The organism is Enterococcus avium ATCC 14025, assembly GCF_000406965.1.
GTDB classification, from domain to species: Bacteria; Bacillota; Bacilli; order Lactobacillales; family Enterococcaceae; genus Enterococcus_A; species Enterococcus_A avium.
Genome location: NZ_KE136365.1, coordinates 48,658 through 63,461, shown reverse-complemented (window position 1 = coordinate 63,461; position 14,804 = coordinate 48,658). Strand labels below are relative to the sequence as shown.

16 protein-coding genes are annotated in these 14,804 nt (G+C 38.6%); 11 read left to right on the top strand and 5 right to left on the bottom strand.

Annotated features, from left to right (window positions below; translation table 11 throughout):
• Positions 1-21 precede the first annotated feature (21 nt).
• Complete coding sequence (locus OMU_RS15875) at positions 22-1,134, bottom strand: sensor histidine kinase (RefSeq protein WP_016180880.1); 1,113 nt, start codon at positions 1,132-1,134, stop codon at positions 22-24.
• 213 nt (positions 1,135-1,347) lie between these two features.
• Here OMU_RS15875 and OMU_RS15870 point away from each other — a divergent pair, with 213 nt between their 5' ends.
• From OMU_RS15870 to OMU_RS15860, 3 genes are read left to right on the top strand one after another with little or no spacing between them, the layout of a single operon-like run.
• Positions 1,348-2,280: an ABC transporter ATP-binding protein gene (locus OMU_RS15870; protein ID WP_016180879.1), complete on the top strand. Its 933-nt coding sequence runs from the start codon at positions 1,348-1,350 to the stop codon at positions 2,278-2,280.
• Between the two features lie 12 nt (positions 2,281-2,292).
• Positions 2,293-3,429, top strand: a complete 1,137-nt coding sequence (locus OMU_RS15865; protein WP_016180878.1) for an ABC transporter permease — start codon at positions 2,293-2,295, stop codon at positions 3,427-3,429.
• Positions 3,416-4,588, top strand: coding sequence for an ABC transporter permease (locus OMU_RS15860; protein ID WP_016180877.1), 1,173 nt, complete (start codon positions 3,416-3,418; stop codon positions 4,586-4,588). The genes OMU_RS15865 and OMU_RS15860 overlap by 14 nt, the downstream gene beginning before the upstream one ends.
• A gap of 37 nt (positions 4,589-4,625) precedes the next feature.
• On the opposite strand, the gene OMU_RS15855 is transcribed toward OMU_RS15860, so the two are convergent.
• Positions 4,626-5,036 carry an NUDIX domain-containing protein gene (locus OMU_RS15855; protein WP_016180876.1) on the bottom strand — a complete coding sequence of 137 codons (411 nt, stop codon included), beginning with the start codon at positions 5,034-5,036 and terminating at the stop codon, positions 4,626-4,628.
• Between the two features lie 175 nt (positions 5,037-5,211).
• Between OMU_RS15855 and OMU_RS15850 the strand changes: the two genes are divergently transcribed.
• The 5 genes from OMU_RS15850 (at position 5,212) to lplA (ending at position 9,208) form a co-directional block, all read left to right on the top strand.
• Complete coding sequence (locus OMU_RS15850) at positions 5,212-6,291, top strand: M42 family metallopeptidase (RefSeq protein ID WP_016180875.1); 1,080 nt, start codon at positions 5,212-5,214, stop codon at positions 6,289-6,291.
• 67 nt (positions 6,292-6,358) lie between these two features.
• Positions 6,359-6,529, top strand: a complete 171-nt coding sequence (locus tag OMU_RS23460; RefSeq protein ID WP_016180874.1) for a hypothetical protein — start codon at positions 6,359-6,361, stop codon at positions 6,527-6,529.
• Between the two features lie 122 nt (positions 6,530-6,651).
• Positions 6,652-7,428 (top strand): DUF975 family protein, encoded by a 777-nt coding sequence (locus tag OMU_RS15845; protein ID WP_016180873.1) that lies wholly within the window; start codon positions 6,652-6,654, stop codon positions 7,426-7,428.
• On the top strand, positions 7,425-8,162 hold the full coding sequence (locus tag OMU_RS15840) for an MBL fold metallo-hydrolase (RefSeq protein WP_016180872.1): 738 nt from the start codon (positions 7,425-7,427) through the stop codon (positions 8,160-8,162). The genes OMU_RS15845 and OMU_RS15840 overlap by 4 nt, the downstream gene beginning before the upstream one ends.
• Positions 8,163-8,200: 38 nt before the next feature.
• Positions 8,201-9,208: a lipoate--protein ligase gene (lplA, locus tag OMU_RS15835; protein WP_016180871.1), complete on the top strand. Its 1,008-nt coding sequence runs from the start codon at positions 8,201-8,203 to the stop codon at positions 9,206-9,208.
• A gap of 38 nt (positions 9,209-9,246) precedes the next feature.
• Here lplA and OMU_RS15830 read toward each other — a convergent pair whose 3' ends face one another.
• Positions 9,247-10,848, bottom strand: a complete 1,602-nt coding sequence (locus OMU_RS15830; RefSeq protein ID WP_016180870.1) for a hypothetical protein — start codon at positions 10,846-10,848, stop codon at positions 9,247-9,249.
• Positions 10,849-11,111: 263 nt separating this feature from the next.
• On the opposite strand from OMU_RS15830, the gene OMU_RS15825 reads away from it, so the two are divergent.
• The gene (locus OMU_RS15825; RefSeq protein ID WP_016180869.1) at positions 11,112-11,618 is read left to right on the top strand and encodes a S26 family signal peptidase; all 507 of its coding nucleotides are present in this window, start codon (positions 11,112-11,114) and stop codon (positions 11,616-11,618) included.
• A gap of 75 nt (positions 11,619-11,693) precedes the next feature.
• Here the strand turns inward: OMU_RS15825 and OMU_RS15820 are convergent, their stop codons facing one another.
• Together OMU_RS15820 and OMU_RS15815 are read right to left on the bottom strand one after the other, a co-directional pair.
• Positions 11,694-12,014 carry a YtxH domain-containing protein gene (locus tag OMU_RS15820; protein ID WP_016180868.1) on the bottom strand — a complete coding sequence of 107 codons (321 nt, stop codon included), beginning with the start codon at positions 12,012-12,014 and terminating at the stop codon, positions 11,694-11,696.
• A gap of 211 nt (positions 12,015-12,225) precedes the next feature.
• Entirely contained in the window at positions 12,226-12,591 is a 366-nt protein-coding gene (locus tag OMU_RS15815; RefSeq protein WP_016180867.1) for an ACT domain-containing protein, read from the bottom strand.
• 138 nt (positions 12,592-12,729) lie between these two features.
• Between OMU_RS15815 and OMU_RS15810 the strand changes: the two genes are divergently transcribed.
• Both OMU_RS15810 and OMU_RS15805 read left to right on the top strand, forming a co-directional pair.
• Complete coding sequence (locus tag OMU_RS15810; RefSeq protein ID WP_016180866.1) at positions 12,730-13,698, top strand: zinc-binding dehydrogenase; 969 nt, start codon at positions 12,730-12,732, stop codon at positions 13,696-13,698.
• Between the two features lie 176 nt (positions 13,699-13,874).
• The gene (locus OMU_RS15805; protein WP_016180864.1) at positions 13,875-14,762 is read left to right on the top strand and encodes a helix-turn-helix transcriptional regulator; all 888 of its coding nucleotides are present in this window, start codon (positions 13,875-13,877) and stop codon (positions 14,760-14,762) included.
• The last annotated feature ends 42 nt before the right edge of the window (positions 14,763-14,804 follow it).

Sequence of the window (14,804 nt, the reverse complement as noted above, 5' to 3'; positions counted from 1 at the left end):
TCCTCCTAGCAGGATAGAATATTATTTTCTTGTTCGATGGTGATTGTGAAAGGATGGTTGACTATCTTTTGGCAAAACAATGTGAATCAGAAAATTATCCGGAGTTTGTGAGACGTGAAGCTGTCCGTTAATTTGTTCTACGCGCTGACGCATGCTTTTTAACCCAATGCCATCTCCACTTTTCTTAGCAAGTGTTCCATTATCAAGAATTTGCAGTCGATAAAAGGCAGGTAGCTCGTTAAATGAAAGTGTTACATTGCTAGCATTGCTATGTTTCATCACATTAGCAAATGCTTCCTTAAGCACCATAAGCAGTGTTCGTTCCTGCTCCTGATCCATACCTTCTGGAATATTCCCTCGAATCTCCACTTCACAAAATTGAAAATCTGCTATTAACAACTCAAGTCCCTTCGAAAAGGAAAGTGAGGTCTCGTGAAGATCATGAACACTTTCGCGAATATTATCCATCCCTGTATGAATCGTTGTCCGTAATTGGTTCAACGGTTTTTTTAACTTCTCCGATTGATTGATCGCTTCAATCGCGCCAAGCTGAATAATCGCACTAGATAGCAGATGGCCTACATTATCATGAATGTCGCGAGCGATCCGATTTCGTTCTTCGGAAATTTCTAAATCGATGAAGGTTTCCTGCGATTGGATTAGCTCCTGATTTTTCAGTTTCAACAGTTCTTGCTTTTCCCAACTGTCATCCTTTAATTGCAGCAAGGCTTCTTTTACTTCGACCTGTTTTTTTCCACGCCAGGCTAAAAGGATCGCGAAGCTACTCAAAAGTATAATCAGCATACGCTCTGGTGAAGAGTAGGTATCTTGCAATAAGGGAACTGCTAAGACGATTAGCGCCCAGCTCCAAATAATCTCTTCGCGCCAAGCGATCCGCAGGTTAGCGGGCAAGAAAAGGAGCAGGGGCGGCCAGAAAAAACTCAGGATTAGTAAAGGAAAAACGCCTAATGCTTGCCCTAAAGCCTTCTTCAGCAATAGAGCGGGACCAGCTAAGAGGATACTAGCCAACAAATAAACTACCATTTGCGGTTTAAAATCCTGTTGAAAAAGCAGCAGGATACCAATTAATTCTAAAAAGAAAAAATCTATTGAATAACTATTTAAATTTTTCATTGCGGCTCCTACTTTGTATTAAAGGATTTATTTCTCAGATTACTGGAAAATAGGTTCGATTTGCATCATCAAACATTGAATCATTTGATTTAGATAGAAATTTGTATGGATCAAATGACATTTGTCATCGTATGATTGGCGCAAACTCACTACAAGCAAATGCTTATTTTCATTATAGTAAATGTAAGAAGAAAAGGAAAAGGGGTTTTTCAAATGTTGATCGAAATCGAGAACTTAGTAAAACGTTATGGGGATTTCACCGCCTTGAATCATTTAAATTTATCTGTAAAAAAAGGAGAGATATTGGGATTGCTTGGTCCAAATGGCAGCGGCAAATCCACTACTATCAATTGTATTCTTTCATTATTGACCTATGATCGCGGATCAATCAAGATTTTTGGAGAAGAAATGGGACCGGAAAAGTATAGCATTAAGCAAAAGATCGGGGTTGTCCCTCAGGAAATAGCCTTCTTTGAAGAATTGACAGTAACGGATAATATCAACTATTTTTGTGGATTGTACGTTCAAGAAAAGTCTAAACGCGAACAATATGTTGAAGAAGTGATCCAGCTTGTTGGCTTAGAGGAGTTTCGTAAATTTTATCCGAAACAGCTGAGCGGCGGATTGAAACGACGGTTGAACATTGCTTGCGGGATTGTTCATAAGCCGGAATTGATTTTTTTAGATGAACCAACTGTCGCAGTTGATCCCCAAAGCCGAAACAAAATTTTGGATAGTATCAAGGAGTTAAATCGACTGGGTGCGACGATCGTTTATACGACGCATTATATGGAAGAGGTCGAGATTTTGTGTAACCATATCGTTATTATTGACCAAGGACAAGTGATTGCAGAAGGCAGCAAAGAACAATTGAAAAACATGGTTCGTGAGAATGAAAAACTGATTATTGAAGTTCCGGGGCTATCTCAAGAACAAGTTGAGGCGGTAGGAGCTTTTCCATCAATTATCGAAGTAATTTATGATGAAAACTATTTAAGTGTGACGACGAAAGAGCTGAAGGAAGCCTTGCTGCCAATTTTAAATTATTTCGAAGTTGAAAAAATTATGTACGCCAATATTCATACACAAGAAGCGACATTAAATGATGTCTTTTTAGAAATTACCGGAAAAGAATTGAGAGATTAGGGGGGAGCTAAGATGTTTATTCGTTTGTTTACGTATCGATTACGTGTTCTGTTAAGAAATCGCAGCTTGCTTTTTTGGACCTTTGCTTTTCCCATAGTATTAGGTCTGCTGTTTAATCTAGCCTTTGGCGATCTCGATAAGATTGGTGGGATAGAACAATCAACAGTTGGAATTGTTTCTACTAATGAAGCCAATCAAAAACGCTTTGAAAATGTGTTAAAGGAAATCAAACAGGATGGCAAAGTGGTTTTTAAAAGCCGAGTAATGACTAAGAAAAAAGCTCAAGAGCAGTTATCCGATGATAAGCTTTCCGGTTATTTTACAATTGATGAAAAAGAGATTGAGCTGTTTGTCAGTAAAAGCGACACACAGCAGACCGTTTTAAAAGAAGTATTGAATCAATATTTACAAAATACGAAAAAGGTAGAAACCTTATTGGCAACTGGGAAGGTTCAACCGCAAGAGGTCAGCCAGCTGCTTCAGCAGGAGAGCTATATAAAAGATGGAAATGGTACTGGTAATTTCAATTTGAAATCCTTCTACTTCTTTACATTAGTCGGTATGACGATCATGTATGGATTCATGTGGGGGCTGCGCAATGCAAATGACCAGCAGGCCAATCAATCACCTGAAGGTATCCGCTTATGTCTGATTCCTCGAAATAAATTACTTGTTTCGTTTGCCAATATGCTGGCAAGCTTTGTCCTATTCTTTGTCCAAACAGTTTTGATTTTGATGTTTTATCGATTTGTTTATCAAGTTGAGTTTGGTGATCATTGGAACTATATATTGCTTGTCTGCGCTTTAGGTGCCTTTACCTCTATTTCATTTGGAACCTTAATTGGTAATGTGTTTTCAAAACTGGATTTTCAACAAAAAATTTCGATCGGGATATCAATTTCTATGATTATGAGTTTCCTAGCTGGAATGATGGGTTCCCAGTCAATTAAATATTGGATCGATGTGAATCTGCCGTTTTTAGGCCGGATTAATATCGTTAATTTAATCAGTGAAAGTCTCTACCAATTATTCTACTATCAATCATTGAAGCCGTTTTATACCAATTTGATTTGGCTGATTGGATTTGGCGTGGTGTTTATCCTGCTTAATTATTCTTTTGAAAGGAAGGTGCAATATGACCACTTATAAAGCAATTCTGGAAATTTTAAAAAGAAAAAAGGGCAGTTTGCTGCTAGGAATCATCATCATGGCTGTGATCACCTTTTTCTACGCTGGGCAACTAACCAAAGACGCGGAAAAATTAACCGGGGCAAAAATTGCGATCCTTTCAGAGGATGATTCAGCAATCGAAAAAGGCTTCGTTGATTATTTAGCTAAGCAGCATAATCTTATTACGCTGAAGGATACTTCGCAAAAAGCATTAGACGATGCGCTCTATTTTGATGAAGTAGAATATATTTTAGAAATCCCCAAAGACTTTTCTGAGAAATTAGCACAAGGAGAAGGTGTTAAATTAGCCAGTAAGACGCGTCCGGCAACCTTTTCTAAATCATTAGTAGATACGACGGTCAATAATTTTATAAACACCTATTTAACCTATCAAAAACAAATGCCGGAAGACAGCCAAAAGGACTTGCTAAAGAAAACGCAGATAACGTTGAAAGAAGATGGAAAAGTAAATTTTGATTCGACCTATCATAAAAAGAAAAAACAGCGTGTTTCGGGTCAAATATACAATCTATTGGCTTATGGGATGTTTATGTCGATTTTCAGTGGTTATGCAGTGATAAATTTAGCCTTTAATCGCGAGGAAATCAGTCGTCGGAATAGCTGTTCTCCTATATCGCGACGAAAACTGTCACGAAAAATCTCAACTGGCAATTTACTTTACTCAATCTTTTGTCTAGTACTATTTTTAGCCTTCGTTATGTTGGTTACTAGAAACAGTTTTGATCAGGTAGTAGGGTACTTCGTGATCAATACAGTGTCATTTTTTGTAGCAATCGTAGGCTTTTCGATTATGGTTACCAGTATTATGAAAAATGAGGATGCAATTTCGGGGGTCAATAATATCTTTATTATGGGTAGCTGTTTTGTCGGCGGTATCTTTGTACCAAGCGAGTTTTTACCAGACGTAGTAAATAAAATTGCTGCTTTCACCCCGACCTATTGGTTTGCCCAGAATAATGAATTAATCGGAAAAACAGTGGATTTCAATCAAGCCTTCCTGGATAAATTCCTATTCCAATCTGGCGTGCTATTAGCATTTGCGGCAGCATTTTGGGTGATCCATTTGATTACGATGCGAGAAAAGGGAAGTTTGGCTTATAAAAAGGTTCAAGTATAAGGAAAATCAGCGTGTCCGCAATAGGATACGCTGATTTTTATACATCAAAGTAAATCTGTTGTTCTTCACCGAAAAAGATTGGTAGTAACTCGGTCAAGGTTCCTGCAAGCTTATGTGTGTTTAAATCAGTTTTTTTGACCCATAAGAGATCTTTGGGAACGGTTCGCTTTTTGACTGTCGCCGTATAAAGAAATGCCAGCTCACGAGTCTCCTTAGCTAAGTTGTTCCATTCAGCAGTTCCTCGCAGAACTGGTTGGATCACCAATCCAGTTTCTTCTTCAATTTCTCTTAAAGTAGCCTCATAGCTGCCTTCTTCTTTTTCCACATGACCACCAGGAAAAGTCCAGCCGGGCCAATCCTTCTTCTTTCGATCCTGTACCAAGATTTCCCCTGCTTCATTTTCCAGCATGACCATCATAGTTAATTCAATCGCCAACAAACGTGTCATTTCATCACCTCGTAGTGATTATACAACATACTACGCAGAATTTTTTGACAATGGTATACTAATTTATGGATAAACGCTATCCAGCTTTCTCGTTATAAGAGAATTTGAACGATTATTTTTTTAGATAGTCAAACACAAAGCAATTATATTTTTTAGCAAAGCAGGAGGAGTAAGAGTGGAAAAACAGGAAGAGCAGTTGTTGATCGATTTAACTTCAGCACGTGGCATCGCTGGAAATGAAGATGAGGTCAGAGAAGTCTTTAAAAATTATGCGAAGGATTTTGCTGACGATATTTTCTTTGACGGACTAGGCAGTGTTATCGCCAAGCATGGTGGCGGAGGCGGACCGAAAGTCTTTATTTCGGGTCATTTAGATGAAGTCGGCTTTATGGTTACCAAGATCACCGAAAAAGGCTTTTTAGAATTTCAAACGATTGGTGGCTGGTGGAATCAAGTAATGTTGGCGCAGCAGGTCGAAATTAAAACGCGTAAAGGCAAGGTTATTCATGGTGTGATTGGTTCTAAACCACCACATGTGTTGACGCCAGAAGCTCGGAAACGACCATTCGAAATCAAAGACATGTTTATTGATATTGGTGCGTCAAGTGATGATGAAGCCAAAGAATGGGGGATTCGCCCTGGTGATATGGTCACACCATATATCCAATATCAACGAATGAATGATTCAAAATTCTTACTAGCAAAAGCGTGGGATAATCGGATTGGCACGGCTGTGGCTTTGCGTGTGTTGGAGAATTTATCAAAACGGGAGCATCATAATGTACTGTTTGCCGGCAGTGATGTACAAGAGGAAGTTGGTTTACGGGGTGCTCGAACAAGTTCGCATATTGTGAATCCAGACATCGCCTTTGCTTTAGATACAGGTACTGCGGGTGACACACCAGGGATGACACCAAAAGAGGCAGATTCGGTACTGGGAAAAGGACCGCAAATTTTGATCTATGATGCATCTATGGTTCCTCATAAAAAATTATTGGATTTCGTGATCGATGTTGCTGAAGAATTAGAAATTCCATTCCAGTATACAGTGATTGCCGGCGGCGGAACCGATGCTGGTCAAATGCACTTGACGCGTGATGGTGTTCCTTCATTAGCTATCACAGTACCAGTCCGTTACTTGCATTCACATACATCAATTATTCACGAAGAGGATTATTTTAATACCGTCAAATTAGTGACGGAAGTTGTTGCTCGTTTAGACTATGATACAGTTGGAGAAATCAAGAATTACTAATTTTTTAACTAAAACAGGTTGTTGTTTGTTTTATGTCCCTTGGTTCCTGTCAAAGGAGAAATGCGATTTGACTACGAAGATAGATACAAAACGTACAGAAGTGGATCACTTGAAAAAGGAATTGCAAACATTTAAGCGATTAACCTTTGCGAATGTTCCGATTGCACCTGAAAAACAACGGATTGAACAAAAAATAAAGAAATTAAACGAAGAAATAGCCAAATTAGCAGAGTCATAGGAAGATGCTGCTGCCTTTGGAAAAGGATATCAGTCCAACTTTAGTCAGATTATTCTGTTCAAAGCCAGAGAGCAGTCGATTCATGCTAATCAAGGTCAACAAAACGAAGAAGGAGTGTCTTTATGCGTCTTAGTGAATATCGTCAAACAGCCAAAGACCGTCTTAATGGTCAATGGGGAATTAATGTAGGGTTAGTAGTGATTGTCGGGCTGCTGACAGGAGCAATTAGTAATGTTTCTACGATGACTGATAATACGAATATTCAGTTAGGAATCTCATTTTTATTAGGTATTTTAGTACTTTTTGCTTTTAGCTACTCATTATATTATGTCAGCTTGTATGTCGTGCGGGGTGGTCGAGCTGAATTAGGTCAAATTTTTGTTGTTTTTCAGCAGGGCTATTATGTTCCATTGATGATTATCAATATTCTTTCCCAAATTGTACAATATGTTTTGGCAGCGATCTTTTTCATCCCGTTACTGCTGCAAGCTGGTAGCAGTGTATATGTATCGCTGATTTCAACTGGTGGATTAACAACGAACACAGAAAGTGTTTCTACGCTGATGAACATTGGTGTATTAGGACTTTATGTCATCTCAACGTTACTATTTTTACTTGTAACAACAATTATTAGTATCATCTTTAAATTTGCTGTTTGGGTAAAATTTGATTATCCTGATTTGAGCGTCGGCGATTGCATCAAGCGTGCGTGGATCTTATTAAAGGATCGCTGGGGGAAATATATCTTATTACAACTATCATTTATTGGCTGGTACATTTTAGGATTTGTCGCATTGATCGTGGGTTTGCTTTTTGTAGCAGTCTATGTAAATACGGCAAGTGCTGCTTTTTATGATCAAGCGTTAAAGGAAAAAATTGATCAGGGGGAATTAGCATGAAACTGACCGTACTCGGTTGTTTAGGCGCGTATCCGTATGAAGGTCAAGGAACCAGCAGTTATTTGCTGCAGGCTGACGGATTTAACTTATTGTTGGATGCTGGCAGTTCGACTCTTGTAGAATTGGAAAAGGAACTTGATCCGTTGGATTTGGATGCAGTGATTTTATCTCATTATCATCACGATCATATTGCGGATCTTGGAGTGCTGCAATATTATTGGCAGCTGTATCCAACACAAACACCAAAGCCTATTTTGCCGATTTATGGACATACGGAAGATGAATTTCATTTTAACGATTTGACAATGGATGGTGTTACTGAAGGCCGTGCTTACTTTGAAGCAGAAGAATTGAAACTTGGACCGTTTCTTGTTACGTTTATGAAGACGATTCATCCAGTGCCTTGCTATGCGATGCGTTTTGTGGAAGAAAAAACAGGTGCTGTTTTTGTGTTTACAGGAGATTCAGGTTATCTGGAATCCTTTAATGAGTTTGCTAAAAAGGCGGATCTATTCTTAGCTGACACCTACTTATTTGACGGCAACGAAAAACATAAAGCACATTTTACCGCAGGCGAAGCTGGGACATTTGCGAAAAATGCGGCAGTTAAAAAGTTAATTCTGACTCATTTACCGCAACATGGCGATTTAGAAGAGCTGCGTCGACAAGCTGCAGCAGCTAGCGGGAAAATTCCTGTCGAGTTGGCTCAGCCGCATAAAGTTTTTGAGATTTAAACGAATTTATTCCTTAATAGGGGTTAGGAGTTGGAACTATGTTATATGTACCAAATGACAAAGAACGTGATCCACGAGTAAATCTTGCTATTGAGACGTATTTATTACAAAATATGCCTCTAGATGAACCAATCTTGCTTTTTTACATCAATGAACCCTCGATTATCATTGGTCGTAATCAAAATACGATTGAGGAAATCAATAAAGAATATGTTGATGAAAAAGGTATCCATGTTGTTCGCCGATTAAGTGGCGGAGGCGCTGTGTATCATGATTTTGGAAATTTAAATTTTAGTTTTATTATGCCAGATGACGGCAACTCCTTTAGAGATTTCAAAAAATTAACGGAACCAATCGTTGAAGCCTTGCATAAGCTGGGGATTGAGGGTGCGCAACTAAAGGGGCGGAATGACCTTGTGATTGAGGACAAGAAATTCTCTGGTAATGCCATGTACTCAACCAATGGCCGGATGTTTGCTCATGGCACCTTAATGTTTGATAGTGATATTGATGAAGTTGTGAATGCATTAAAGGTGAAAAAGGATAAGATCGCATCAAAGGGCATCAAGTCGATCCGTTCCCGTGTGACGAACATTAAAGATTATTTACCTAAAGATAAGCAAGCAATGACGACAGAAGAATTTCGTCAAGCAATTCTTTTACAAATTTTTGGTGTTGATAGTGTGGATCAGGTGAAGACTCATGAGTTGAATGAGGAAGACTGGAAAGACATTAACCAAATTTCGGAGGAATACTATAAGAATTGGGATTGGAACTATGGACGTTCGCCAGAATTCAACTTGGAACGACAAAAACGTTTCCCCATTGGTTCAATCGAAGTTCGTTTGGATGTTGCCAATGGTGAAATTGAAAAAGCCAAGATTTTCGGTGATTTCTTCGGTTTAGGTGAGATCAAGGATGTTGAAAACCAATTGATCGGTACCCGTTACGATAAAAAAGCACTAGAAGAATGTATCGATGAAATTGATCTGACACATTATTTTGGGAATATTACCAAAGAAGATTTTCTATCACTAATTTATTAATAAAAAACGGTCTTTCCGCATTTGGAAAGACCGTTTTTTTATAGGGTTAGTGTGATCTTAAAGTATTGCTGCTTTTCTTTATTTTGCCAGTGCCATTCGCCATTGGACCGTTTAACCGCTTGTTCCAATTCTTGATGTGAATCGTTCGTGGTTTCTGTGACGACGGATTCATCAAGAGAGTGGTGAGTGAAGGCGCTGGTATTGCTTTCAATGATTAGTTGATTTTGCTCCTGTTTGATCAAAATATCGATGGTTCCAAAGCTTGGATCGCTTAGAAATTTTTCGAATAGTTGGATCAGCAAATACAATGTTTCATCGTTTAGCACGTTCGTCTCTTCTTCAACTGTGTACTGACAGGAGAAAAATTTTGCTTGTTTATGGAATTCTTTTTGATAATACTCTCGCATTTGTTGAAGATGAGAGGTTAGGGAGGCTGCTGGCTTATTTCTAGCAGCTTCTTTTTCAGCTAATAAGTTGAATGTCATCAATAGATTCTTTTGCTTTTCTTTTATGATAAGTTGCTGTTGCGCAAATTCCTGCTGCTTTATTCGATAATTCCGAATATAGTTGATTTCTTCTTCAAAATGATAGCCTGAGATTAAAAGCATTAGAGCGGTAAACAGCACTAACGGCCAGTCTGTTGTAAGATTTGCAGCGCCTGTAAACAATTGAATGTAGAAAAAACAGTGGACAAATGCAGCCATAATAATTCCTGGTGAGCAGATAGTATAAAAACGATTCTGATCGGCAGATTCAGCTAAAGCGATTGCTGAGGTGTATAACGTCATAAAGACATTAAACCCACTGAAAATCTGCATTGCAATTGGTAAAGATAGTTTTCCGATAGCAATACAAAATGTTCCGACAGTCAAAAGAGTGATCTGTGAACCGACACCATAGAGATAGTAGTGCTGATATTTTTTTGTCCGCAGCAAATAGTAATTCGTTAGAAAAACCGGAATCAAAATCGCCGTCAGATTATAAAGAATCGACAAGCTTTTCGGACTGAACAAGGTACTTGCTGGAACATTCAGAACGATTGATTGCAGCCCAATTAAGAACGTAAAACCGATTAAAAGCAGAGAAGAAAGCAACTGTTTCTTCGTATAGTTCGGTCTTAAAAAAAGCAAGCCCAGCATGAGGACAATTAAGGCCGAGCAGATACTTAAAAGTAAAAACTGTGGCAGTGAACGAAGCAGAAAGAATCGACTGACTTCTGTGGAATTTCCGATAAATACTTGAGCAGGAATCCCAGCGTAATATTCATAAGGTGTCTTCGTAATGATCCGCAGCTTGTGTTTCCGATAATCATTTGGCAGCTGGATGGTCGTCTGAAGCATGCCTGGTTCCTTGTGCTTCTCGGTAGCGGCATATTTGTAAAGGAGCCGCTCTCCGACAACTACCGAGACCCACTGATGATTAGACCGAACAACTAGCTGAGGTTCTTTGAGTGGTGTCTCTAGCTGTTGCTGCATTATAAGTGCATTATTCGGTTGTACATTTTTCAATCGCTGGTCTGTGTTTCCGTAAATATAGTAATCAGAATGATTCTTGACAATAAATGTCCAATGTTTTTTTAATTCTGTAACGTTTGTTTTTTTTAGTTCGTCAATAGTTTTTAATGTGATAGTTGAAATCACTATTAAAATAACTAATATTATTAAAATTAATCGTTGTTTTGAACAGAATTTTAAAAAGCGTTGGTTGCTTAGTTTGGTAATGATAAACAACACCCTTTCATTTGGAGGAAGGTAATCAAAATCGTTAAATACAATAATAATAGTAACACATTGCGATATTCAGTCAAAATTTTATTCAATTAGAAACTAAAAAATAGATTTTTTTGACGAGTGTGATATGATGAATACAGATAGTTTTTTCCTTTAAAGGGAGGTGGTTCCGAGTGTTGAAAAGCAGAAAAATAACACTAGTATATGCTGTATTGATTTTCTCGATCTTTCTCTTAGCGATTTTGACAATCGTTATTCCAAAAGTGTTGAATGTGACACCATATGTCATTTCAGACAATAAAATGGCACCAGAATATCAAAAGAACGGACTTGTTTTCGTAAAGGATGTGATGGAGCCTATTCATGTTGGCGACACAATCACTTATTACGAAAATCAGGGAAAATCGATCAAAACACGGCGAGTATTAGCGGTTGACAATAAAATAGACGGTTATTTTGTTAAAGGAGACAATTCTGTTAAAGCAGAGATGGGACTTGTTCATGAACGAAATTTGATCGGCCGACCACATTTTTACCTTCCATACATAGGTTTTTTAGCAGACACAAAAGTGATGACGATTATTAAAAGCAGTTTTTTTGTCGGAGCCATCTTGATGACACTCTTAACCTTGTTTTTCCAAACAGAAATGAAACGTAAAATTCGGCAGCAAGTCGAATAAAAAAGACCTTCGCGAAGGAAGGTCTTTTTCAATAGGATGATTATTTTCAAGTAAATTAACAAAAATCAGCTGACTTTAATACGACAATTCTAGACCATCCTTAAGCTCGTTTTTCACTTCTTTCATTTCTTCCTTGATTTCTTGTTGCTGTTCTGCCAGCTCAAGTTTGGTTGTTTTACGACTTTCCTTCAATTCATTCTTTACTTCTTTAGACGCTTCTTTAATATCATCTTTGCTGTCGTTCACATCTTCTCGGATGTCGCTTTTAACCTGTCTCATTTCAGTCCGAAATTCTGATTGCCATAAAGGGCGTAAAATATACCGATTCACTGTCAATAAACCAATGCAAGCAATTCCCAATATTACTACCGTCATATCTAAACCATTTCGCTTCATTTTTTATTCCTCCTAATTTCTACCAGCAACATTTACCAATTATGAATGATTATTTCTGTTTTATCTCTACACTCTCATAATAAGAGAATAGCGAAAGCGTTTCGTCCAATCAAAGTCCTATTTTCTTCTCGGAAAAAAGGCTGGATAAGTCTAAAAAATGAAAAATACATAAAAAAAGAACCTTAAAAGGCTCTTTTTGGCAAAAAATCGTTTATGCGACAGTATATCCACCTTCACGTAAAGCTGTAATGGCAGCATCAAACTTATCGGTCTTAATTAAAACATAGTCCGTATTGTAGGTTGAAACGGCAAAAATACTAATTTCCTTCTCTGCTAACAATGCAGCGATTTTTGCCAAAATTCCAACTAAGCTGAAATCCAATACACCTTCAATCTTGAAGGCTTTCCAACTGTCCTCACGATTGATCGTATTTGTAGGGACATTGGCAGTAGCGGAAACAACCGATATTTCCTCTTCGGTTACACTAATAAAAAGTGGTTGCTGGGTGAAATCTATTTCCTTCAGGTCTGCAACCTGATAGACAGATAATTCCTGTGGCAAAGTGACTAAGTTCATGGGCAAAGGACTCCTCTCAAGGATTTGTGTTCATTCAAAGGTATCAAACGCGGGGAGAAAATGCAATCTGATTCTTTGCCGGAAAAAAAGCTTCATAGTATATTTGAGAAAATAATCAATAAAAAAGAGGGACAGTTAATGAAAGCTTTGTATTTTGAAAATTTTGGCGACAGTAACGTTTTACAATATGGTGAGCTTCCTAAACCGGTGATCGGGGAAAATGATGTTCTAGTACAGGTAGCATATATCGGTTTGAACTTTGCCGATATCTATCGCCGCCGTGGTGAGTATCATATTGAAAAACATAAACCCTATATAAATGGCTATGAAGGTACAGGCATTGTTGTTGAAATTGGCTCTAAAGTAACGAAACAAGCGATTGGAGAAACAGTGCTGTTTGTCGATGTCCCTTTAGCGAATGCGGAATATGTCGTAGTACCAAGTGTGCAAGCGATTCCTTTACCGGCGGACATCGACAGTAAATTAGCGGCGAGCATTGGACTGCAGGGGATGACAGCCGATTTTCTTGCTCATGATCTCGGCAAAAATGATCCCGGCGAGAAAGTCTTTATTACAGGAATTAGCGGCGGTGTTGGTCAGTTATTGTCACAAATGCTGATAGCAGATGGGATAGAAGTCTATGGTTCTGCCTCTTCTGAAGAGAAACAGGCATTGGCGTTGTCTCATGGGGTTAAGCAGGTTTATCCAAGTCGAGAAAACAATTGGACTGAAGCGGTTAAAGGGCAATTTTCGACTGCTTATGATGGCGTCGGTTCTACCATTCAGCAAAGCTTAGATTTGATCAAGCATCGTGGAAAGGTCATCTTTTTCGGAATGGCTGGAGGCGATCCAGTGAAAATTGATCCAGTCGCGTTAATGGCTGAATCAAAAAGTTTGTTAACGGGAGATCTTTGGGATTATTTGACCAGCTATGAAGAAAGAAAAGTTCGTAGTGAGCGCTTATTCAGCTACTTCATTAAAGGACAAATTAGCATCAGCGAACCAACAATTTTTCCTTTAGCGGAGGGACGAAAAGCACATGACTATCTTGAGAACGGAAAGAGCATCGGGAAAGTGTTGCTGCAGCCTAATCAACCTTTGAAATAGAGATGGGAAAGTTGAGGGGATGTATGTTTGGCAATCTCTTTATTCTTTTTTCTGATAACTTATCTAATAAACAGCATCGTCCTTACTTTACTGCAGCCAAGCAAAGTAAGGTCTTTTTTTAACCTGACACGTGTTTGCCAGTTTACGATGCTATACTGATGATGGAGGTGAGTAGTGTGGCAGAGTATCGATTATTTCAGATGGTGTATTATTTGATGGATAAAGGCAATACGACCGCACCTGAATTAGCGGAAAAGTTCGAGGTTTCGATCCGAACGATCTATCGCGATATTGACATCCTTAGTTCAGCAGGGATTCCTGTTTATACGACACAAGGAAAAGGCGGCGGGATCTTCCTGTCGGAAAATTTTATATTGAACCGTTCCTTGATTTCAGAAGAAGAACAAAATCAGATTTTGGCCGCTTTGCAAGGTTTAAGTGGAGTGGATGAGAAAAACAATCAAGCGTTGTTAAAAAAACTGGGTAGTGTTTTTCAGAAACAAACCACGAATTGGCTCGAGATCGACTTTTCAGATTGGCATCCGCAAAATGAAGAACAATTTCAGATTTTACAAAAAGCGATTTTTCAAAAAACACGCCTTCGTTTTCATTATTTTAGCCGAGGAAAGCTTGGCTCTGATCGTAAAGTTGAACCATTAAAGCTGATTTTTAAAGCAAGAGAGTGGTATTTATATGCGTATTGCTGCGAGAAGCAGGCGTATCGTCTCTTCAAGCTGAAACGGATCAAGCAGCTCCAGCAAACTACTGAAACCTTTGAACGAACCGCACCAGAAAAAGTGCTTGACCCACAAAAAATTTATACCGAAAAGAAGCAAATGGTGCGGCTTGCCTTTACACCAGAGCTGGCCTATCGGGTTTATGAAAATTATGAGCAGGTGGAAGAAGCAGAGGATGGGCGTTTGCTGGTAGAAGGGGAATACCCAGTGAATGAGAGCTTTTATAGTTTTCTACTTTCCTTTGGCGGACAAATCGAAGTCTTATCTCCACGCTCCGTGCGCCAAGAAATGAGCAAGAAAATCGACCAATTGAAAACTATTTATTAAACCTGACACGAGGTTGCAGGTTTTACTCGCTATAATGAAGTC